General features: G+C 37.9%; 20 protein-coding genes. 14 read left to right on the top strand and 6 right to left on the bottom strand.

All coding sequences use genetic code 11. The features are described from left to right. Positions 1-264: 264 nt before the first annotated feature. Together WQ54_RS10540 and WQ54_RS10535 are read right to left on the bottom strand one after the other, a co-directional pair. A complete protein-coding gene (locus tag WQ54_RS10540) occupies positions 265-1,575 on the bottom strand; it encodes a CitMHS family transporter (protein ID WP_046516104.1) in 1,311 nt (436 codons plus the stop codon). 230 nt (positions 1,576-1,805) lie between these two features. Next, positions 1,806-2,669 carry a LysR family transcriptional regulator gene (locus WQ54_RS10535; protein ID WP_046516065.1) on the bottom strand — a complete coding sequence of 288 codons (864 nt, stop codon included), beginning with the start codon at positions 2,667-2,669 and terminating at the stop codon, positions 1,806-1,808. A 146-nt stretch (positions 2,670-2,815) separates the two neighbouring features. On the opposite strand from WQ54_RS10535, the gene WQ54_RS10530 reads away from it, so the two are divergent. The 7 genes from WQ54_RS10530 to WQ54_RS10505 all read left to right on the top strand — a co-directional run bounded on the left by WQ54_RS10530 (position 2,816) and on the right by WQ54_RS10505 (position 9,486). Further along, positions 2,816-3,943: a 2-methylaconitate cis-trans isomerase PrpF family protein gene (locus WQ54_RS10530; RefSeq protein ID WP_046516062.1), complete on the top strand. Its 1,128-nt coding sequence runs from the start codon at positions 2,816-2,818 to the stop codon at positions 3,941-3,943. 65 nt (positions 3,944-4,008) lie between these two features. Then, positions 4,009-4,149 carry a hypothetical protein gene (locus WQ54_RS34250; protein WP_197089579.1) on the top strand — a complete coding sequence of 47 codons (141 nt, stop codon included), beginning with the start codon at positions 4,009-4,011 and terminating at the stop codon, positions 4,147-4,149. 128 nt (positions 4,150-4,277) lie between these two features. After that, positions 4,278-5,369: a sugar diacid recognition domain-containing protein gene (locus WQ54_RS10525; RefSeq protein ID WP_084821962.1), complete on the top strand. Its 1,092-nt coding sequence runs from the start codon at positions 4,278-4,280 to the stop codon at positions 5,367-5,369. 111 nt (positions 5,370-5,480) lie between these two features. Next, a complete protein-coding gene (locus tag WQ54_RS10520) occupies positions 5,481-6,629 on the top strand; it encodes a glycerate kinase (protein ID WP_331435098.1) in 1,149 nt (382 codons plus the stop codon). A 48-nt stretch (positions 6,630-6,677) separates the two neighbouring features. Further along, positions 6,678-6,938, top strand: a complete 261-nt coding sequence (locus tag WQ54_RS10515; protein WP_046516056.1) for a YciI family protein — start codon at positions 6,678-6,680, stop codon at positions 6,936-6,938. Positions 6,939-7,359: 421 nt separating this feature from the next. Continuing rightward, complete coding sequence (locus WQ54_RS10510; RefSeq protein WP_046516054.1) at positions 7,360-8,457, top strand: tartrate dehydrogenase; 1,098 nt, start codon at positions 7,360-7,362, stop codon at positions 8,455-8,457. A gap of 267 nt (positions 8,458-8,724) precedes the next feature. After that, entirely contained in the window at positions 8,725-9,486 is a 762-nt protein-coding gene (locus WQ54_RS10505) for a GntR family transcriptional regulator (RefSeq protein WP_156177863.1), read from the top strand. 148 nt (positions 9,487-9,634) lie between these two features. Here WQ54_RS10505 and WQ54_RS10500 read toward each other — a convergent pair whose 3' ends face one another. After that, a complete protein-coding gene (locus tag WQ54_RS10500; RefSeq protein WP_046516051.1) occupies positions 9,635-10,960 on the bottom strand; it encodes an alpha-glucosidase/alpha-galactosidase in 1,326 nt (441 codons plus the stop codon). Between the two features lie 180 nt (positions 10,961-11,140). On the opposite strand from WQ54_RS10500, the gene WQ54_RS10495 reads away from it, so the two are divergent. Then, positions 11,141-12,046, top strand: a complete 906-nt coding sequence (locus tag WQ54_RS10495) for an AraC family transcriptional regulator (RefSeq protein ID WP_231597495.1) — start codon at positions 11,141-11,143, stop codon at positions 12,044-12,046. A gap of 19 nt (positions 12,047-12,065) precedes the next feature. Here WQ54_RS10495 and WQ54_RS10490 read toward each other — a convergent pair whose 3' ends face one another. Both WQ54_RS10490 and WQ54_RS10485 read right to left on the bottom strand, forming a co-directional pair. After that, positions 12,066-12,989: a response regulator gene (locus WQ54_RS10490; protein WP_046516049.1), complete on the bottom strand. Its 924-nt coding sequence runs from the start codon at positions 12,987-12,989 to the stop codon at positions 12,066-12,068. Beyond that, a complete protein-coding gene (locus WQ54_RS10485) occupies positions 12,986-14,260 on the bottom strand; it encodes a sensor histidine kinase (protein ID WP_052737744.1) in 1,275 nt (424 codons plus the stop codon). Before WQ54_RS10485 ends, WQ54_RS10490 begins: the two co-directional genes overlap by 4 nt. A 209-nt stretch (positions 14,261-14,469) precedes the next feature. On the opposite strand from WQ54_RS10485, the gene WQ54_RS10480 reads away from it, so the two are divergent. From WQ54_RS10480 to WQ54_RS10460, 5 genes are all read left to right on the top strand, one after another. After that, positions 14,470-15,741 carry a cation:dicarboxylate symporter family transporter gene (locus WQ54_RS10480; RefSeq protein WP_046516047.1) on the top strand — a complete coding sequence of 424 codons (1,272 nt, stop codon included), beginning with the start codon at positions 14,470-14,472 and terminating at the stop codon, positions 15,739-15,741. 54 nt (positions 15,742-15,795) lie between these two features. Then, positions 15,796-17,235 (top strand): aspartate ammonia-lyase, encoded by a 1,440-nt coding sequence (aspA, locus tag WQ54_RS10475; RefSeq protein WP_046516045.1) that lies wholly within the window; start codon positions 15,796-15,798, stop codon positions 17,233-17,235. A gap of 75 nt (positions 17,236-17,310) precedes the next feature. After that, positions 17,311-19,026, top strand: a complete 1,716-nt coding sequence (locus WQ54_RS10470) for an NAD-dependent malic enzyme (protein WP_046516043.1) — start codon at positions 17,311-17,313, stop codon at positions 19,024-19,026. 743 nt (positions 19,027-19,769) lie between these two features. Beyond that, positions 19,770-20,243 carry a DinB family protein gene (locus WQ54_RS10465; RefSeq protein ID WP_046516040.1) on the top strand — a complete coding sequence of 158 codons (474 nt, stop codon included), beginning with the start codon at positions 19,770-19,772 and terminating at the stop codon, positions 20,241-20,243. 640 nt (positions 20,244-20,883) lie between these two features. After that, a complete protein-coding gene (locus WQ54_RS10460; protein WP_231597497.1) occupies positions 20,884-22,074 on the top strand; it encodes an MFS transporter in 1,191 nt (396 codons plus the stop codon). Here the strand turns inward: WQ54_RS10460 and WQ54_RS10455 are convergent. Beyond that, a complete protein-coding gene (locus WQ54_RS10455) occupies positions 22,019-22,312 on the bottom strand; it encodes a hypothetical protein (RefSeq protein ID WP_046516038.1) in 294 nt (97 codons plus the stop codon). The two genes, WQ54_RS10460 and WQ54_RS10455, sit on opposite strands and share 56 nt — an antisense overlap. A gap of 110 nt (positions 22,313-22,422) precedes the next feature. Between WQ54_RS10455 and WQ54_RS10450 the strand changes: the two genes are divergently transcribed. Continuing rightward, positions 22,423-23,019, top strand: a complete 597-nt coding sequence (locus WQ54_RS10450; RefSeq protein WP_046516035.1) for an AAA family ATPase — start codon at positions 22,423-22,425, stop codon at positions 23,017-23,019. Positions 23,020-23,356 lie beyond the last annotated feature (337 nt).

The following is a 23,356-nucleotide window of genomic DNA, read 5'->3' as shown; positions in this document are numbered from 1 at the left end:
CAAAGGATCTGAGGTGGTTTTTAGACAGCCTTAGTTTTTGTTTTGCAATATAAGCGATTATAACCTTTTGAATTAGTTTTGTGTCCAGCTCTAGACGCCATCGGTGAAGCACAGGATGTGCAAGTACAGTCAAGAGATAAGGAAGCTCTGGTTTCTGACTGGCTCTAGGATCTAGTCAAATAGGAATTGAAGGGAAAGAATACCTTCTATTCCTATTTGCCATATGCTTGTCGCGGAATGCTAAGTGCGCTTGCGCTTTTGTTCTTAGCTGATTGCACTTGTTATAAAAGCTGCAGCAATGATGACTAACGAACAGAGAAGAGTCCATTTAAATGCATAACGTTGGAATTCACCAATATCTGTTTTAACCATTCCTACTAGTAAAAGAGTGGAGGCAACAAGCGGACTTAGAAAATGTACAGGCTGCCCTAATACAGATGCTCTGGCGATTTCTAAGGGGCTTACCCCGTATGCTGCACCTGCTTCAGCAAGAATAGGCAGCACTCCAAAGTAATAAGCATCATTGGACAATACGAACGTAAATGGCATGCTTGTTAATGCAACAACTAAAGGGAAGAAGGAACCTACAGACTCTGGAATGATCGAGACTAATGCATTTGAAATGGCGTCGACCATTTTTGTTCCGGAAAAAATTCCAGAGAAAATACCAGCAGCAAACACAAGGATGACTACAGTTAGTGCGTTCGGTGCGTGTGCCAAAATTCGTTCCTTTTGTTCCTCTAAATTAGGATAGTTAATCATGGTAGCGATTACAAAACCAATTAGAAATAGGACCGGGGCGGATATTAACCCCATAACTAACACAACCATAACAGCTAAAGTTAACAAGAGATTTACCCATCTTAGTTTGGGGCGTTTCGTATCCTCTTGCAGTGAATAGGCTGCTGCAGCTTCGCTTAGTTCTAATGATTGAGGTGAAATATTTTCAACATTGATCACGCCAATTCGTGCTCTTTCTTTTTTTCCAAGAACAAAGGCGATAAAAAGAATACACCCTATCCCTGATAGCATTGTTGGTAATAATGGAAGGAAAAATTCATTCGCATCAAGTCCCAATGAAGCAATTGCTCTTGTTGATGGTCCTCCCCAAGGAGTCATCCCGCTCATAATACTGACAGAAAGCAAGGAAATGGTTGCAAGAATAAGCGGATTCATACCAATTCGAAGATAAAGGGCCAGCATAGCAGAAATCGTGATCATATGAGTTGTTGTTCCGTCTCCATCTAAAGCAACAGTCATGGCAATGATAGCTGTTCCAATTGCAATTTTAAGAGGATCACCTTTTACGAACTTCATCATTTGATTAATTAATGGATCGAATAACCCTGCATCGATTAAGATGCCAAAAAACATAATTGCAAACAATAGTAAGGCAGCTGAAGGAGCAACTTCCTTTAATCCATCCAGCATCATTTTCCCGAGCTCTAAGCCGAATCCGCCAATAACGGCAAATACGATTGGGACAATGACAAGTGCAGTAACAGGCGATAATTTTTTAGCCATAATCAAATAAGTAAAAACGACAACCATTGAAATTCCTAAAAAAGTAAGAATAAGAATCCCTCCCAGTAAAGAAATCGCTTTCAATAACGATGAAATGATATTTTTTAAAAAATAGAAGCTGGTATTCACCATTTAATATTTTGTGTTTTTAGAATATTACAAACGATTAGATAAGTAAAATATATATTTTTTAAGAAATTTATAAAAAAAAATTTATAATCAAGTTTATAAAAAAGAGGAATAGTGATTATTCCCCTTTCATTGAGACCAGCAAAGCGCCTTTATATTGTGGGATGTTCATTTAAAAAATCTATGAAGTTTTTAACAGTGGATAATTTTAATGAATCTTGATTATACATTAACCAGGTATCTCTAAATACCGGTTCACCATTGTTATAAAATAATTCTTGGATTTGCAGGTTATCAGAAGGCTGTAAACAAATTTGCGGAACAATAGCAACCCCTAAATCGTTTTTCACCATTTCTTTGCAGGTCTCTAATCGATCTGTTTCCATCATGATGAAGGGAGGCTCGGAAAATCTGTCATGCCACCATCCGTTAATAAGTGCTTTTAAGGTACTATCTGTTTTGTAATTAATAAATGGGAGGTCTGGTAAATTGCCCATATCAATTTCTTTTTTTGAAATTAAACATAGTTTTTCTTTGTGCAATAACGTTCTTTTTCCGTACCATTCGTAATTTCCCCGCAGGATGCCTAATTGTACCGTATCGTTGGTAAGAAGGTTTAAAATATCCGTACTCCAGCCTGTATTTATATTAAACTGTACATTTTGAAACTTCGTTGAAAATCTTTTTAAGATCTTTGGCAGCTTATATTGAGCAAAGTTACTTGAAACGCCTAATCTTAGAGTTCCTCTCACCTCATTTTGCATATTAATCATATAATCTTTTGTTTTTTGCAGTTTTTTTATCATTTCTTCGGAATATTCAACTAAATGTAAGCCCTCAGAAGTAAACTCAATTCCCCCTTTAATTTTAAAAAACAGTTTGGTACCAAACTCCTTTTCTAAATTTTTAAGGCGGTAGGTTAAGGCCGGCTGAGAAATATATAATCGTTCTGACGCACGGCTAATATTTTTCTCTTGATATAAAATCCGGATCGCATTCCAGTCTTTTTCATCCATCACGTTCAGCTCCAATCTTCTGATTATAAATATTTTTTTGTGTTTTTATAACAAAATATCTATTTTACTTATGATGGTTCATATCATACTATAATTTTAAAAGCACCGGTACTTTTAAAAAGTGAATCAGAAAAGGTGGTAAGAGGATGAGAGTGCCTGTTGTTGTTATGCGTGGTGGAACGAGCAAAGCTGTATTTTTAAATTTTAATGATATGCCATCAAACCGTATGCTTTGGGAAGAATTTTTGCTGGATATTATGGGAAGTCCCGATCGAAGCCAAATTGACGGACTTGGCGGGGCCAATTCATTAACAAGTAAAGCAGCTATTATTAAAAAATCTGATCTAGAGGAAATCGATATCGAGTATACATTTGCCCAAGTAAGTATCGAAAATCAATTAGTAGATTTTAAAGGAAACTGTGGAAATATTTCGTCTGCAGTCGGTCCTTATGCTATTCAGCAGGGTCTGGTACCAGCAATAGAACCTATTACAAGAGTGAGAATATATAATACAAATACTCAAAAGGTAATTGTCGCTGAGGTAGAGGTGGAAAATGGCCGTGTCAAAACGGAAGGTATGTGTTCAATCCCTGGTGTACCAGGTACGGGTTCCCCTATTTATCTTTCTTTTACGAGAGCCGAAGGTGCAGTAACCGGGAAACTTTTTCCTACTGGTAATCCGATTGATGTCATTCAATCTCGAAAAGGACCTATCAATGTTTCTATTGTTGACGTTGCTAACCCGCTCGTTTTTGTTCATGCTCATGATGTTGGTTTAGCAGGTACTGAGCTGCCTCATGAATTAACTGCAGAAAAACTAAATGAACTAGAGGAAATCAGGTCAGTGGCAGCCGAGATGTGTCAATTTGCTGTGAAGGAGGAAGCAACACAAAAATCACCAGCAGTACCAAAAATGACAATTATTGCTTCACCTCAAGATTATATCGATGTGACAGGATCTGAAAGAAAGGCTGCAGATATGGACTGTACGATAAGAATGATATCCATGCAAAAACCGCATCAGGCACTAGCGATAACTGGCGCTATTTGTACAACAGCAGGAGCCTTTTTAAATGACACAATCCTATCTGAGATCATAAGTGTAAAGAAAGAAGTTGTCCGTCTAGCACATCCTGCTGGAATAATGGAAACTAAGGTTGAATTAATAGCCGGAACGATTAGCGCAATTAAGGTCGTGCGTACAGCGCGTATGATTTTAGAAGGCTATGTCTATACAAAGAAAAATTACGATCTTACGTCAAAGCTAGCTTAAGTCATATTCTCCTAAGGTAGACTGATAGAATAAAAAGTAAATGAGGTCAGGAGGGGGAAGTGTTCATGTGGGTTATTACAACCTTTTTCAATAAAAAGATGAAAATGTATGAGTTTAACACGGAAAGAGAAGCTAGGGAGGTTTTTAGCAGGATAAAGGGGGGTAAAATTCTATCTGAGATTGTTTATTTTAATGATTATGAATAATAACAGGAGACTTCATATAGGTTTTTAATCAGTTTCAAAGTCTGAATCAAGTAATTGTCATGTTTTCAGTCTTTCTCATTTATTTGATGGTAAAATAAGTATAACAAAATACAATAGAGAAGGAAAAGATGATGATGAACGAAAAATTTCAAATTAGTCCTTCTTTAGCTCAAATGATCGTAGATGCAGCAAAAGAAGTTATTGGGAAAGATATAAATTTTATCGATCTTGACGGAAAGGTTTTAGCTAGTACGGATCCAGAGAGAATTGGCTCTTTACATGCTGCCGCACTTGAAGTGCAAGAAACAGAAAGTGTTGTAGAGGTTTTGGAAGATGATGTATTTAAGGGAGCTAAAAAAGGCATCAATTATCCAATAATGATTGATCAAAAAATGCTTGGTGTTATCGGTATCTCTGGAGATCCTGAAGAATGCAGGTCATTAGGTTTTTTGCTCACAAAAATCACTGAGGTATTAATAAAGGAACAACTGATAAAAAGCGTCCATCATTCTATAGACGAATTGCGCTCATCCATCGTACGTATGCTGATTTTTGAGAATGAAAAAGAACATGTATTTAAAAATGGAAACATGCATCAACTGCAATACGAATTAGAAGAGAGAGCATTTGTAGCGATTATCCATTTTCAAGCGTTCGATCATACCACACCGCTTCCTGGTAAAATGAATAAAATATTATTAGATCAGGGAATCAACCTTTTTACTTATTTATTTCCAAACCAGTATGCCCTAATTATTAATGAATCACAGTACAATCACTTACAACAAATATTTTCTTCATATTTCCAAACGATGAATTTAAATTATTCTGTAGGGATAGGAAGCATTGGCATGATAGAAGAACTTCCAAGATCCTATAAACATGCAAAATTTGCCTTGAAATATGCTCTTTCAAGAAAAGTAACAGTGTATGAATATGCAAAGCTGGATTTAGAACTGATTATGGAAAACATAGATTTCCCAATAAGAAATGATTATGTAACTAAGCTGATTGGTGATCTTTCAGATGAGGAGATAAGTTTGCTGCATTCCTATTTTAGTCATAATCTTTCGCTCAAAAAGACAGCTGAGGATCTATTTATTCATAAAAACACCTTGCAGTACCGTCTTGATAGAATTGCTCAAAAAACAGGGGCAAATCCAAGAAGTTACGATGATTCAGTGAAGCTTTATATGGCTCTTTTACTTCAAACTTTTTAGTTTGAAGTTTTTTGTTATGGATGCCAAAATCTATCTTATTTCTTTTGTTATCAAGACTATTACATTCTGGGCTATCTTTTACTACAATCTATGTAGATGCAGGAGGTGCAAATGATGAAAGTTTTAATTGCAATTGATTCGTTTAAGGGAAGTATTTCTTCTTTAAAAGGGAGTGAAGCTATTTCTTTAGGTATAAAGGATGTCTATCCTGAAGCAAAGATTGTCACACTTCCTTTAGCAGATGGCGGTGAAGGTACTGTTGAAACATTGGTACAGGCAACAGGCGGTAAAATAATTAAAAAACAAGTCATGGGTCCATTAAGAAAAAAAGTGGATGCGATGTATGGAATTTTAGGCGACGAGAAGACAGCGGTTATTGAAGTAGCTGCTGCATGTGGTTTGCCCCTGGTTCCCTTTGATCAGCGTAACCCACTGGTTACAACCACATACGGTGTTGGGGAACTCATTCTTGATGCTATAGGAAAAGGATGCAATGAATTTGTCGTTGGGCTTGGTGGAAGCGCTACAAACGATGCAGGGATTGGTATGCTTCAAGCGTTAGGTTTTTGTTTTTTAAACCAAAATAATGAAGAAGTTGGATTGGATGCAAAGGAATTACAAGATATTTGGAGAATTGATCTTAATCATGTAAACCCAAAATTGAAGGAATGTACGTTCAAAGTCGCTTGTGACGTTAATAACCCTCTTTACGGCCCAAATGGAGCAACACATGTTTTTGGGCCACAAAAGGGTGCTACACCTGAAATGATTGAACAGCTTGATCAAGGGCTTAAACATTTTGCTGAAGTTGTCCTTAAAGAATTAAATATAGATATTCACAATATAGCTGGTGCAGGTGCAGCTGGCGGATTAGGAGCTGCATTTTCAGGCTTCTTAAATGCTCAGCTTCAATCTGGTATCAATCTAGTGTTAGAAATCATTGAAGTGGAAAAGAACATGCAAGGTATCGATCTTGTGATTACAGGGGAGGGGAAACTGGATGGTCAAACATCAATGGGAAAGGCTCCTCTTGGGATAGCACAACTAGCCCAAAAATATAAAATACCTGTTCTTGCATTAGCAGGCTGTATTACTGATGAGACATCTAAATTAAACAAACTTGGTATTACTTCCTACTTTTCAATTTTGAATGAGCCTATGACACTGAATGAAGCGATGGATTCAAATGTGACATACAACAATTTAAGAGTAACGACTAATCAATTATTTCGGTTACTTCATGCAGTTAAACAAATATAAAAGTGTATTTTGATAACATTTAATATTGCAGAAAGGATGGTTATTACAATGAAATACTTTGCTGTATTTTTACCGATGTTGGATCAAGAGAAAAGCCAAAAGTACCGGGAAGATCATCTTAACTATTTAAACGAGAAGCGCGAAGAGGGCAAAATATTTGCAAATGGTCGATTTGCTGACGGAAAAGGGGGATTAGTGATTTATCAAGTTAATTCATTTGAAGAAGCGGAACAACTCACAAAACAAGACCCCTATATCATCCAAGGAGCACGAGGGTTTAACATTCATGAGTGGGAAATGGTTAGGTAAAAAACAAATAATAACCCATCAAAAATAAAGTCCGACATTTAAAGTTGGACTTTATTTTTTTATTAGCAGTTTAAATTGAAAATAAAGTTTTAATCTTGTTAAGAAAGATGTAACGCACTTTTTCTTAGACTGATTAATAATAATAATAAAATTTTAGAGTAATCTTCTCAAAATACACATCAATGTATACGTTGTGATTATGATAAAGGTCAGGTATTATTCAAAGATTGACTAAGGGGATTTATGTTTTATTTGAATTAAATAAGATTTACTTATGATGGACAAAAGCTTCTCACTAAAATAATTGAGGATTATAAAATAATCAATTGACAATAACGTATACGTTATTTATGATTAGAATCATAAGGAAATTTAAAAAATTAACCACTTTTAAGGGGAGTTAAAGGAGGAGGACATTTTTATGAGTGAGACTAAAAAGTTCCGTTTAGCTGTTGTACCTGGTGATGGAATCGGTACAGAGGTAGTAGAGGCTGGACTTCGTGTCATTAATCATTTAGCCAAGAAATCAAACGGGAAGTTTGAATTTGAAAGCGATTTCTATCCTTGGGGATGTGAATATTATTTAAAAAACGGAAAAATGATGGATGAAGACGGGGTTGAAAAACTAAGAGATTATGATGCGATTTACTTTGGTGCAGTTGGATTCCCGGGAGTACCAGACCATGTAAGCTTATGGGGATTGCGTTTAGAAATCTGCCAGGGTTTAGATCAGTGGGCTAATATTCGTCCTGTTGAATTTCTGCCAGGTGTCCCAAGACGACTTAATCATCCAGATGTAGATACCCTTAACTGGATATTGATTCGTGAAAACTCTGAGGGAGAATATTCAGGGATCGGGGGAAGGAATTTCTCAGGACGCGGGCCTGGAAAAGAGGTAGCTGTACAATCAGCTTTATTTACCGAACATGGTTGTGAACGGATCATCCGTTTTGCCTTTGATATGGCTCGGACACGTAAAAGAAAGAAAGTAACAAGCATTACGAAAAGTAACGCACAACAATATGGGATGGTGCTCTGGGATGAAGTCTTTGCTCGGGTGAGTAAAGATTATCCAGATGTAGAGACGGATCAATGGCTTGTTGATGCAGCAGCTGCCCAGTTTATATTAAAACCTGAGGAGCTGGAAGTTGTGGTGGCTTCAAATTTATTTGCAGACATTCTTTCAGATTTAGGAAGCGCTTTGGCAGGCAGCTTGGGATTGGCTGCCAGTGCAAACCTAAATCCGGAAGGGCGGACGCCAAGTATGTTTGAGTCCGTACACGGCTCAGCACCTGATATTGCCGGACAAGGAATTTCTAATCCAATTGGAGCTATTGGAAGTGCTGCACTTATGTTAGATCATTTAGGGTTAAAAGAAGAAGCAGAAGTCATTAATAAAGCAATTGCGGAAACGACCCGCCAAGGCATTCTTACTCGTGACTTGGGAGGAACATATAATACAATTGAAATTACAGATGTGATTATTGAGAATTTAACGAAGGTTGAAGCAGAGGTATAAAAGGAGGAAGGTAGAGAGATTTCCCTAGAAATCTTTCTACCTTTCTCTCTTTATATGAGCATCTAATAAAATGAGTCGCAATAAGATTCAGACACTAATTTTAGCGATGCCTGAAAAGCGGATATACTGTTCGTTTATGGATGTTCTATAAACATTCAAGAATCTGTATTGAATTTGCAAACTACCTTTTTTCTTTATAGGCATGTAAAATAGTAAATATTAAGCGTAAGATTGATTGGGAAAATAAAAATTGACTTGGTGATAGAGATGGTGAAAAAGTTGACTGATAAAGATAATGAAAAACATCCTTCTCAATATGCAACAAGCATGGGGGAAGATTTTTTGCTCTTTATTGAAAGTCTAAAAGAATTTGATGATTACCGGTTGCCGCAACGGGCATATCATATTGTTCGGCTGGCTATCCGTGATTTAATCCTTCCTCCTGGTAAGACGATACTAGAGCGAGAGATGGCTGAAGTGCTGCAAATGAGTCGAACTCCTGTTAGGGAAGCTCTTGTGCGATTGGAAACTGAAGGCATGGTTCGTCTTATTCCGAGACGCGGATTCATTGTTGAACCAATTGAGAGGGAAGACCTTAAAGAAATTTATGAAATAGTGGAAACGCTCGATGGACTTGCAGTAAGTCTCGCTACCGCAAAGGTTGGAGAAGTAGAACTGGACAAGCTGGAATCATTAATTGTGCAGCAGGAAGAAGCGCTTGAACAAAAGGATTTAAAAAAATGGGCTGCATTAGATGATCAATTTCATCACTTGATTATTGACTATGCGGATAATAAACGTCTTAGGACGGTAATTGATAGCCATTCGGACCAATTATATAGAGCAAGATTATTTACAATTAATCATAGGCCTATTCCTTTGCGTTCTATAGTGGAGCATAAAGCAATTATCTCATGTATGAAGGCAAAAGACAGCAATGCTGCTGGTATTTTAATGGAGTCCCATAGAAATCGTGCACGTAATGAAATTCTTACAGCTGTTGAAAAGATTGACTCAAATACAAAATAATGTGACCCATATCATTTCAATAATCAATGCCTGCTATGAAAGAGAAAACCCTAGTTTGTTCCAAAAGACTTTTAAAGCAAGGTGATGATCTGTAAAAAGCATTTGGCACCAGAAACAACCACCCGTGAAAAACGGGTGGTTGTTATTTTTATGAAAACGAAATAGCTTTACGATCTTCGAATTTTGGAATCCAGTCACCATGTGCTTCAATTAAATCATCGCATAATGCAACGATGTCGTCGAGCGATAATTCAGCCGCAGTATGAGGATCAAGCATGGCTGCCTGATAGATGTGTTCTCTCTTTTTCGTTACCGCTGCTTCAATTGTTAGAAGCTGTGTATTAATATTTGTTCGGTTAAGGGCAGCTAATTGCTCCGGCAGATCTCCTACATAGCAAGGGGTGATGCCGCTGCGATCAGCAACGCAGGAAACTTCAACAACTGCTTTTTCTGGTAAATTGCTAATTAATCTTCCTGTGTTAAGAATATTGCCGCCGAATTTAAATGGAACGTTTGTCTCAATTGCTTCAATGATACGTGATCCATATTCATGAGAACGTTGATGGGTAAGCTGCGCATTGTTAACAATCTCGTCACGCATTTTTTCCCAGCGATCAATTTGATCAACACAACGGCGCGGGTACTCATCAAGAGGAATATTGTATTTCTCAATGAGCTCCGGATAATGGCGTTTAATGAAGTATGGATGATATTCTGCATTATGCTCAGATGACTCAGTTACGTAATAACCGAATTTATCCATTAATTCAAAGCGGACCATATCATCATGCTTTGATAATTGTTTTTCTCTTGCACGACGTTTAATTTCCGGATATAAATCTTTGCCGTCACGCTTAATTTCAAGAAGCCATGCCATATGATTAATACCAGCGATTTTTTCTTCAATTCCTTCATGATCCATGCCTAAAGACTTGAGAAGGTGCTCGCTGCAAACTTGTACACTGTGGCATAATCCAACTGTTTTGACATTTGTATAGCGCAGCATTGCCCCTGTTAATGTTGCCATAGGATTTGTATAGTTTAATAATAAGGCGTCAGGACAAACCTCTTCGATATCTTTGGCAAAATCCCACATAACCGGAATGGTGCGAAGTGAACGGAAAATGCCGCCGATTCCAATTGTATCGGCAATTGTTTGGCGAAGCCCATATTTTTTAGGGATTTCAAAATCGATGACTGTACTTGGTTTATAGCCTCCGACTTGAATGGCATTAATCACGAATTTTGCTCCTCTTAAGGCTTCCTTACGATCTGTATAAGCTTTAACAACTACATTTGCCTGTAAGCTTTGCTTTAAGTTGTTTAGCATGCTTTCGGAATCCTTTAAGCGTTGCTCATCTATATCAAATAATGCGAATTCGAATCCGGCTAAAGCTGGAACAAACATACAATCACCTAGAACATTTTTGGCAAAAACAGTGCTTCCTGCTCCGATAAACGTAATTTTTGACATAAAAGTACCTCCCTATAAAGTGAAACAGAGACTATCTATTTTTTAAGGTAGGATAAAAAATTGCTTTAAAAAATAGAGCGGCATCTCTTATTCAACTTTTTATTTTTTATTGTTATAATTATGGTAAAACGTTTACAAGTTAACTTCAATGGTAAGTTAGTGTGATTTGGGGGTAGAATATTGTCTTTTTCTAATCGTGGAAAAACGGTGAAGGATTATGGAACATACGGTTTTCGCTTTCATGAAGCACTTCCTAATGATGTGGCAAATATTTCGGTGCTCGGCCGGGAAAAGAGAATGTTTGGTGATGTTTATGATTGGCACGGATTAAAGCGGAGAGATATCGGTACTTATGTGTTTCAATATACGCTCTCAGGAGTGGGCAGGCTCGATATAGATGGGAAAAGCTATTCGTTAGAAGCTGGGGAAGCATTCATCGTCGAGATTCCTAGTGATCATCGCTATTATTTGCCAAAGGATAGTGAAGGGTGGGAGTTTGTATTTATTACACTTGTAGGAAACGAGGCAGCCGCCTGCTGGAGGTTTATGAAAGAACAAAGCGGTCCGGTTTTAAAAATTCCTCCTGATACCAAGCTGATTCAGCTGTTGCTGAGAAACTATCACGATACATATGAGCAAAAGATTACAGACGCCTATTATGCCTCTGCAAAAGCCTATGAGTTTATTATGGAGTGTTACCGTTTTACAAGGAATATCGAAAAAACAGTTCAAGAGTTTTCGCTTCAGATTACAAAAGCCTTATCCTTTATCCAAACACATTATCATGAACCGATCACACTTGACGAGATCGCTGCTATATCCGGCTATTCAAGATATTACTTTATTAAACAGTTTCAGCAGCAGCTGAATATGACACCTGTTCAATACCTGACTAAAGTTAGAATACAAAAGGCTGCAGAGCTGCTTCGCTCCACAAGCCTCACTGTTACAGACATTGCGGCCCAAGTAGGCTATGCAAATGCCAACTATTTCAACAAAGTGTTCCGTAAAGCAGTGGGTGTCTCTGCAGGAACATTTCGAGACAGCAAAGACTTTGTCGAGATTGATCATTTAATTATTGATTAAGCTTTTAAGGAGTATGTTTTTATGAATCAATCAGTTTTGTTGCTTCCATAAACAATGCTTGGATAAATTTTTTCATGTTAATACGGCTCTGGTTGTTTGGTGTTTTGCTTTTATCTTCCAGCTCGAGCATTTTTTTCCGCACTTCTGAGAAATCAAAAAATGTAGAAGCATAGGCTTCAAATTTAGGATTCGTATAATCTGTTAATCCCAATGAAGCAATATGGATAAGCGCCTGATAAAGAGCTCGTCGGACACGCTGCTCAGATGCTTTCATTTCTTTCAGGATCTCAGCTTCTTTTGTTTGATCTCCCAGTTTTTCAGCAGCAATACTAGCAAAAATGACCTTTAGTGATGGAAAGGCGTAGGCAGAACCGAGCCTTTCTTTTTCCTTCTGAAGAAAGACTACTATTTTAAGCAAATCCTCACTGCCGCCTTCACCTATCATCCCTAGATCAGAAATTAAGGAACGTCCCGCTTCCATTAAACTTGTTGTATGAGAGGAGGGGACGAACGAGAACTGAGGGCGGCCTGTAAACAAGTTCAGCGATTCTTGAATGCCTCTGATCGATTGTTCTAACAGCACCCGCTCGTTTACTTTTTTTAATATGCCTGTTATTTCAAGATGGTTGAGAGGTTTTGTAATGTAATATTCCGCCCCTAAACTATAGGCCTCGCCAATCAATTCCTTGGCTTCGATTTGGGAAATCATCACAAATTTTCCTTGAAATCCTTCAGCAAGAGCCCGAATCGTTTCAATTCCGTCTCGTCTTGGCATAAGCAAATCAATCAAGACAATATCAACTTTTTTTAAAGATAGTAAGCCATTGTCTACTATTGCTCCGTCTTCTGCTTCACCTACCACACTCCCTAAATCTCCGTCTTCAATAATATCTGTCAGCATTGCTCGTATGGCGGGATCGTCATCTATAATAAAGTAATTCATCTCACACATCCTTTCTCTACTATCGTATTTATCGGAAGTTCAACGATAAAGGTGGTTTCATTATCGTTTTGCATAAGCGAAATTTGTCCACCCCATTTTTCTACTGTTTGTTTCACATATGATAAACCAATTCCTGTTGAGGGGTTTCCACCTGAATCAAACTTCGTTGTAAAGCCTTCTGTAAAAATGACTTCTTTGAGCTTAGGTGCAATACCAGGACCATTGTCACTAACAGAAAACTCCACATATTGATCCTTTCTTTTCACAACCAATGATACGTAACCCTCTTCTTTAATGGCTTCTACAGAATTGGCTAACAAATTATTGATTAATGATAATACCATAAATACATGATAGGGAGGATGATCACCCTTTATATGCAAGGAGAATGAAACATCTTTGCCGAGGGACTCTGCATAGCGTCTATTTGACACAGTCATGATGTTACCGAGCTGTTCAATATTCATATAATCCTGCAGGCTTTCAGAAGACATGAGTTCCGATAAACCTGCATAAATACGCTGGTTATCTTTTTTGATCTCATGCACAAGACCGGCAATTTGCAGCGCTGTTTGCGCTTCTTTTCCGTTTGTTTCCGATGATTTTAAGCGGCGATAAAAATCATAACACATGCCGGTGATTTCTTCCGCATTTTGCATCGTTTTCTTCAGTTGAACGGATTCCTCATACAAATTTGATATGAAAATAAGCATTTTTTCCTTTTGTCGGCGTTGTTCTTCTTCTGCTAACTTTGCTTCTCTCAGCTTAAAAATATTAAAAAAGCCAAGAACAAAAAAGCTTCGGATAAATGCAATGATCACGAGTTGCTGGGTCTCAAGTAAAGATATATCCTCATTATAGACCAAGGAGGAACGGATCAACATCTCCGATAAGCTTGCCATAATCTCAATAGCTACCCCTAAGATTCCAATCATAAATGGTTGATCATGCCGTTCGTTCATTTTCCACCAATGAAATAGGACACCATAAATGACGTAATAGGAAAAGGCGGGAAGATGGAGATACATTCCTTCTTCAATAGATATATCTCTGATCCCAACAGCTAGAAAAAATCGAAAAGCAAACACACTCGTTCCCGCTAAAATACCTGCAAGAATCGGGTGCATCCTCTTTCCCCATAACAAAAATAAGAAGAAGACGGGCGTCCCCAAACTAACTCTGAAGGTATCATCAAATGGATAAAATTTAAATTCTCCAGCTAAAGGCACCGCAATCATCATTATTAATAAAAACCATGTACGTTCTTTCAAGACGGTCCCTCCCGAATGACTAGATAAAAACAATACACATTGTACTGAAATAGCTAAAAAGTGAAAAGGGTTTTCATAGAGATATTATATTTTCCTATTTGTTCTTGTAGGTTTTCGTAGGTTTCAGTAGGTTTTCGTAGTCCGGAATATAAACTAAGAATATTCACGAGTTTGAAAGCGTTAACAAAAAGATACAAGGAGGAATTTCATTGAAAAAGTTTGGGTTAGCTACACAAATATTTGTTGCACTTATACTAGGTATTGCTGTCGGAGCTGTCTTTCACGGTAATGAAACAGCTATGGCCATTATGGTACCGATTGGCGACATTTTTATTCATTTAATTAAGATGATTGTTGTTCCAATCGTTATTGCTGCATTAGTCGTCTCAATAGCAGGAGTTGGTGATATTAAAAAATTAGGAAAACTAGGCGGAAAGACGCTTCTCTATTTTGAGATTGTCACCACAATCGCCATCGCAATTGGCCTGCTGGCGGCTAACTTGTTTCACCCAGGTTCCGGATTAGATACAAGCAATCTTGAAAAGAGTGATATTTCCCAATATGAAGAAACGACAAAAGAAGCTGAAAGTAAAGGCTTTGCAGAAACGATTGTCCATATTGTTCCAAAAAACGTCTTTGAATCCATGGTCCAAGGTGATTTGTTGCCGATTATCTTTTTCTCAGTCCTTTTTGGCTTGGGAATTGCGGCGATAGGAGACAAAGGAAAACCTGTCCTAAGCTTTTTTGAAGGTGTATTAGAAGCCATGTTTTGGGTGACGAATCAAATAATGAAATTTGCTCCGTTTGGTGTATTTGCACTGATTGGGGTTACCGTAGCTAAATTTGGTATCGGCACATTAATTCCTTTAGGAAAACTAGTGCTAGCCGTCTATGTGACGATGATCTTCTTTGTTTTAGTTGTTCTTGGCATTATCGCAAAAATGTCCGGAACAAGCATCTTCATTCTTATGAAGGTATTAAAAGATGAATTGATTTTAGCATTTACAACGGCAAGCTCAGAGTCTGTCTTACCTAGGATTATGGAGAAGATGGAGAAATTCGGCTGTCCTAAATCCATTACTTCATTTGTTATTCCAACTGGCTATACGTTTAATTTAGATGGTTCATCTATTTATCAAGCACTTGCTGCCCTTTTCGTGGCTCAAATATATGGAATTGATTTGTCCATTGCACAGCAAATAACATTATTACTCGTCTTAATGTTAACCTCCAAAGGAATGGCCGGTGTTCCAGGAGCATCGTTCGTTGTTGTCTTAACAACACTTGGTTCAATGGGATTGCCATTAGAAGGCCTGGCGTTTATTGCTGGTATTGACCGTATTTTAGATATGGTGCGAACTGCGGTTAATGTAATGGGTAATTCATTAGCGGCGATTGTGATGTCCAAGTGGGAAGGTGTATTTGACCAAGAGCAAGCAAATAAATACGTTCATTCAATAAAACAGTCGAACGCAGCCTAAACGTAGATAAACGTGGCTGATCACAAGATAAAGAATCTTGATGGAGGGAACACCATGTCAACAATCAATAGTAAACAAAATGTTCGGATTGAAAAGGATTTCTTAGGATCAAAAGAAGTACCTGCGGATGCATACTATGGGATTCAAACATTGCGAGCAGTCGAGAACTTTCCGATTACAGGCTATCGTATTCATGAAGATTTAATTAAAGCATTAGCCATCGTAAAAAAAGCAGCAGCCTTAGCCAATATGGATACGAAACGCTTATACGAGGGGCTTGGGAAAATGATCGTTCAAGCTGCAGACGAAGTGATCAATGGAAAATGGCATGATCACTTCATCGTGGATCCAATTCAAGGCGGTGCAGGTACATCGATGAATATGAATGCGAACGAAGTCATTGCCAACCGTGCACTCGAATTGCTTGGAAAAGAGAAGGGCGACTATGTTCTTCAATTAAGCCCTAATACTCATGTGAACATGTCACAATCAACAAACGATGTATTTCCAACAGCAATTCATATCGCTACCCTTAACTTACTCGAAAAATTGTTAAAGACGATGGAGGATATGCTGGTTGTCTTTAAGGAAAAGGCCAAACAATTTGATCATGTCATAAAAATGGGCCGGACACATCTACAGGACGCTGTGCCGATTCGCCTTGGTCAGGAGTTTGAGGCATACAGCAGGGTGTTAGAACGCGATATTAAGCGAATCAAACAATCACGTCAGCATTTATATGAAGTAAACATGGGTGCCACAGCGGTGGGTACAGGTTTAAATGCAGATCCTCGCTACATTGAAATGGTTGTTAAGCATTTGGCTGAAATTAGCAGCCTTCCGCTTGTTGGAGCCGAGCATCTAGTTGATGCAACACAAAACACCGATGCTTATACAGAAGTCTCTGCTGCGTTAAAGGTATGTATGATGAATATGTCTAAGATTGCGAATGACTTACGATTAATGGCATCTGGACCTCGTGCCGGTTTAAGTGAAATCACATTGCCTGCCCGCCAGCCTGGTTCATCGATTATGCCTGGAAAAGTAAATCCGGTGATGGCTGAAATGATCAACCAGGTTGCCTTTCAAGTTATCGGCAATGACCATACCATCTGCCTGGCTTCGGAAGCTGGCCAGCTTGAGCTAAATGTCATGGAACCTGTGCTTGTCTTTAACCTGCTTCAATCCATCAGCATTATGAATAATGCTTTCCGTGCTTTTACAGATTTTTGTCTAAAGAACATTGAAGCAAACGAAGAGCTTCTAAAAAAATATGTAGAAAAAAGCGTCGGGATTATTACAGCGGTTAATCCGCATATTGGCTATGAAGTGGCAGCTCGTATTGCAAGAGAAGCGATAGTTGAAGGTAAATCTGTTCGTGAACTGTGCCTGCTGTACGATGTATTAACAGAAGAAGAACTTGATCTAATATTAAATCCTTATGAAATGACAAAACCAGGTATTTCCGGTGCTGCATTATTTGATAGAGAGTAAATATATAGGGGGATTTTGTTAACCCCCTTTTAAGAAATAATAAAAAAGAAGTATGATGAAAAAGGAAGGTATTTTATGTATAAATTTATCTCTACTCCTAACGGGGAATTCGAAACAGTTATGCGGGGTGCAGAGATACTGTCAACACCAGTGCTTAACAAAGGAGTGGCATTCACACTGGAGGAGCGAAAACAATTAGGATTAATTGGTCTCCTGCCGCCGGCTGTATTAACTTTGGAAGAACAGGCTCAACGTGCATATGAGCAATATCGGTCACAGCCAACCGACATGAGTAAAAATATTTATTTGACTGCTTTGCATGACCGTAATGCTGTTTTATTTTATCGACTTTTCACCGATCATTTAAGTGAAATGATGCCGGTCGTCTATACGCCGACAGTTGGAGAGGCCATTCAGCGATATAGCCATGAATATCGCCGTCCTCATGGGGTTTACTTATCCATTCATGATCCAAATGGTATTGAAGAGGCACTTGTTAATTTTGGGGAAAATGCAACGGATATTAAATTAATCGTCATCACTGATGGAGAAGGTATATTAGGAATTGGTGACTGGGGTGTTGGAGGAATCAATATTGCTATCGGCAAGCTCGCTGTCTATACGGCTGCAGCAGGCATAGATCCTAGCTGTGTCATGCCTGTTGTCTTGGATGTCGGGACAAATAATGAAGAACTGCTCAATAATCCGTTTTATATTGGGAATCGGCATCCGCGTATTCATGGGGAGCAATATGATAACTTTATTGACAGAGTTGTATCAACATTAGAGAAGGTATTTCCAAATGCCTTACTGCATTGGGAAGACTTCAGCTCTAGTAACGCTCCAAGTATTTTGGCCAAGTATCGTAATAAAGTTTGTACATTTAACGATGATATCCAAGGAACGGGGGCTGTTACACTGGCTGCCGTATTAGCGGCTTTGCGGGTTTCGCAGATACCATTACGCGAACACCGGATTATCGTCTTTGGAGCCGGCACTGCCGGAATTGGAATCGCTGACCAAATCCGTGATGCGATGGTACGTGACGGATTATCAGTAGAAGAGGCGAACAGCAGATTCTGGTGTATTGACCGATTTGGTTTACTCACGGATGATATGGATACGATGCTCGATTTTCAAAAGCCTTATGCTCGATCAAATAAAGAGGTGACTCATTGGAAGAGTAACAGCACAAATGGTGAAATTGGACTTATGGAGGTTGTTAGCCAAGTTCAACCGACCATTTTGATTGGTACATCAACAGTCGCTGGAGCATTTACCGAAGAGATTATTAAAGAGATGGCATCTCACGTTGAGAGACCTGTCATATTGCCGATGTCAAATCCAACCTCATTGTCCGAGGCAAAACCTGTTGATTTAATTCAATGGACTGATGGACGAGCGCTTGTAGCAACGGGAAGTCCATTTGCTCCTGTAACGTATAATGACACGATCTACACAATCGGACAATCTAACAACGCATTTGTATTTCCAGGCCTTGGCCTTGGAACAATGGTAACGCAAGCTCAGCTCATTACGGACACCATGTTCACTGCGGCTGCTGAGGCCATCGCAAACAGTATAGATGTAAGCCGACTTGGTGCACCTTTATTACCGAAGGTTGAAGAGATTCGAGCAATCTCGGAAAAAGTAGCAATAGAAGTAGCAAAAGCCGCAATACATGCAGGTGTCGCTCGCATAAAGCCAGCTAATATTGAACAAGCTGTCAACGATGCTATGTGGGAACCAAGCTACCGTCCGGTAAAGGCTATGCGGGAAAAAGTGCGGTAATTAGTGGGTACCTGTCTATTTAATTGCTTACAATATAGTTGAAAATAAAAAACACACGTATTTGATTTATAGATGATCAACGTGTGTTTTTTTTATTTTAATGTGGTTTTGGGAAAGGGAACTTGAAACAAAACGATAATTTTCTGTAAATCTTGCGTTACCTATGGATTTTAATAGATTTTTAAACAAACGATTAATTAAGTGACACCCTTTTAATCAATTCAAATTTAGTGTGTCAAAAATTTTATGAAAAATAAGTGCTTTAGTATTAACTATCTTCTGAATTTAGGATTAAAAAGCGGAAAATTAACAATGGTTTATAAAAACAGGGTATCTAACTTTTGTTTATATATCGTAGTAATAAAAAAATAACTGAGTTCGCTTACTCAGCTGATCTTACATCCTACCATTGATTTGAATTATTTGGTAAAATCAAATAATTAGGACATTTTAAGTATCCATTATTAAAAGGTATTTTAATTAAATTTCACTTGAAAACGCTGAAAGTAATATTCGGTATGGAATATGGGTGTAAAATCAATTTAGATCTGCCAGCTCCACCATAGTCACTCTGGCAGGAATACAAGTTAGGGCTGTACTTTAACTGGTGAAGCAAGTTTGATTGCCTTTTATGATGGGAGGGTGCAGCTGTGGTTATTTGTTTACACCAGTAGTAGTCGGGCTCTGTGATCATTGTTTATATCCATCAAAATGGATCTGGAAATTTTTGAGGAGGAACCAATATGGGAAATGTTATTTTTAAACAATTACGTTTTGCAAGAAATTGTACTCTAAGTGATGTGAAAGGTATCAATGATCAGGAGGCTCTTTTTATCCCAGCGGGGTTCAATAATAATATTAAATGGAATTTAGGTCATATTTATCTTATTCATGAACGGAATGCGTTCTATTTTATTGGAGAAAAAATGGAGCTGCCAGAATCGTTCCCAGCATTATTTGCTCCAGGAACGAAACCGGCTGAATGGGGAGAACAACAAGCACCAACTGTTCTGGAGCTTGTTCAGCTGCTCGAAAATCAATTGGATAGAATCGAGGGAGCCTTAGAATCTCGATTGAAAGAGGCTGTAAAGCAGCCATATACAACTTCAAGAGGTCTTACATTATCAACTGTAGAAGAATTTATTACCTTTTGCTTATACCATGAGGGCATGCATTTTGATGCGATTAAAATGATTAAACGAATGATGCAAAGATAAAATACTTACTAACTCTATTCAATTCCCTTTTTAGGGATTTTTTTTTACCCAACAGATTAAGCGATCAACAATTGATAACTCAACAATGTTTTTTAACAGCTATTTTAAATAAGCGTTTAATTAATTGATGATTAAATAGATAAACTCAAGATATTGAAATTAAAGTAAAATTAACCTTTTCTTTATTGCTGGTCAACAGTAATCTTATCAAAAAAGATTTTAGTAGACGAATCAAATAAAGGCCATCCTTGAGATTGTATGCCGGAATTATTGGCTAGAATATGTAAGGCGCAATATACCAGGTAAACATTTTTCAAGTTCATTAAATTTTTTCACTCTTCTAGAACAAATGTTCTTGCGTGCTGGTGCTTTTTAAAGTATACTGTTGCTGGTGTTTATGTAGATAAGGGAAAAATTTGAAACAATTTATTTTTATACATGACCCCAATCAGATCATTTGCACTTATATCTATTGACTTTTACGTTACGTCATGCTTTACCGTAATATTTGGAGTTATTACTAAATGAAGATTTTATCATTAGAAGGGTAGGTTTAATGGAAATGCAAAGGAATGAAGGTGTTGCTTTACCAAAACAGCCTGTTGGGAACATATTTGCAAATCGAATTGTACTGGCTATCATGACCTCAAACTTCTTGCTGCAATTAGGGATTTGGATTAGGAATTTTGCCATTCTCTTATATGTGACAGATATTACAAACAATGATCCGTTGTATGTATCGTTGATTTCAGTCGCAGAGTTTGCTCCGATATTTATTTTCTCTTTTATCGGAGGTACATTCGCTGATCGCTGGAAGCCTAAGTTAACCATGGTTTGGTGTGATTTATTATCTGCTGTCTCGATCTTAATTGTTTTGCTAACGCTAATTTACGGCTCATGGCAGGCTATCTTTTTCGCTACTTTAGTATCAGCTATCTTATCTCAGTTTTCAATGCCTTCTGCTATGAGACTATTTAAACAGCATGTGCCTGGTGAACAATTGCAGACAGTTATGGCGATGTTCCAATCATTGATGGCAGTTTTCATGGTGATCGGTCCAATGATTGGAACATTTGTTTATCAAAAATTCGGAATCATGACTTCTATCGGTGTGATGGGTGCAATGTTTTTCCTTTCGGCATTCGTGCTTATGTTTCTTCCAAAAGATATTGAAAAGGAAAAGGCTGATGGAGACAGCAATTTCAAAAAGGAGCTTGCTGATGGATTTCGCTATGTCCTTTCAAATAAGATCCTTAAAGCGATGGGGTCAATCTTTGCGGTATGTGGATTGGCAGTAGGGCTTATTCAGCCTTTAATGATTTTCGTAACAATTGAAAATCTTGGGATGACAAAAGACTTCCTTCAATGGCTTCTTATGGCAAATGGTGTAGGGATGCTAATTGGAGGCGGGGTGGTGATGGCCATTTCTAAAAAGGTATCCCCACAAAAGCTGCTAGCGATTGGTATTCTCGCAAGCATGATTAGCACGATTGGAATCGGCTGGTCAACTAGTATTGTCATCACGATCGTATTACAAGTCTTTAACGGATTATTTTTCCCATGCATTCATATTGGTATCAATACCTTAATCTTGAAAAATACAGATGAATCCTTTGTTGGGCGTGTAAACGGAGTCCTAAATCCATTATTTATGGGAATGATGGTAATTGGCATGACAGTTTCCGGGATATTAAAAGTTCCAATGTCATTATTAGGTGTTTATCTCTTGTCCGGGGTCTTATTTTTTATTGGAGTTTTACTAATCGTTCCACTCTTTAAGCTGAAGGATGGAGATGCAATCGTTCAGAATGTGGTGCAAGCAGGAGAGTAAGATATAAAGGCTTATAATGACTAAAAAAATGAAAAGAACCGTTCTCGTCATAATCTTTGTGAGAATGGTTCTTTTTTTGGTGTTTTGTTTCCATTTGATGTAAAGCTTCTTTTTTTGTTTTCGTTTGGCGATTATACGGCTTAAATTCTCCCCAACTGCCACGTTTTAACGTAACATCCCATTTTCCTTCCCGAATTTGTTTTTCCCTGCTTTTTCTAGCTTTTGATTTTGCCATCATTTTCACGCTCCTAATAACATTTTGATAACCCTTCATCACAAATAGTATAACACGGATGAAAAAGGATTTTGTATAATTATGGTATTCCCAATAGTAATGAGGGTGATAACTTGATTATATGGATCAATGGAACATTCGGGTCAGGTAAAACGACAGCAGCTTATGAGTTACAAAGACGAATGCCTCAATCATTTGTGTATGACCCGGAAAGATTCGGTTATGTACTAATGGCAAACATCCCCAAAGAGCTGGCAAAGGGGGATTTTCAAGATTATCCATTATGGCGTGAAGCCAACTACAAGCTGCTAAAACAAATTGCGAATAATTACCACGGAACCATTATTGTTCCGATGACACTCACCAATAAATCCTATTTTGATGAAATAATTGGGAGATTAAAGAAAGACGGAATTGAGGTAAAGCATGTTACTTTGGCAGCTGCTAAGAAAACTATTCAACAGCGATTAAGGAAAAGATTTGAGGGCAATCATTCCTGGGCTTATAATCAAATCGATCACCGACTTAGTTGTTTAGAGAAAGATGTTTTTAAAGAACATATCAAAACAGATAAAATGACTATAGAAGAAGTTGTTGAAACGATCGCAAAATTATCGGGTCACCAGCTTTTGCCTGACCACCGTACGAAGTTTAGAAAAATGATTGATCGATTAACGGTAACTCTGAAAGAAATACAATTATTTAAATAAGCATGTCTAAGAAAACACAGGAAGAGCGTTTACAAAACCACTCTTTTACATTATAATGGCACTAACAAGTTAAGAATCGTGCTGAAGAGTTATGAAGAGACAGCTTATTGTGTTAAAAAGGACTTTTTCTTTTTAATCGCGATAGGCTGTCTTTTTGTTTTTTCAGCTTAGTAGATGAAGAGAAAACTTATTTGGCTGGAGGATTGCTTGCAGCCTTTGGTGCTTATGTTGTAGGCAGTGTAGGCGGAGTACAGTTCCATAGGGCGGATCAATGCTTGCATTGTATCTGCTAATTGGGATTTTAACCGAATTCGTCCTATTGGTTTGAGTGCCTTAT

This window comes from Bacillus sp. SA1-12, from assembly GCF_000981385.1.
In the GTDB taxonomy this organism is placed as follows: Bacteria; Bacillota; Bacilli; order Bacillales; family Bacillaceae; genus Metabacillus.
Note: the sequence above shows the minus strand (reverse complement) of the source record. Positions and strands in the feature narration are given on the sequence as shown.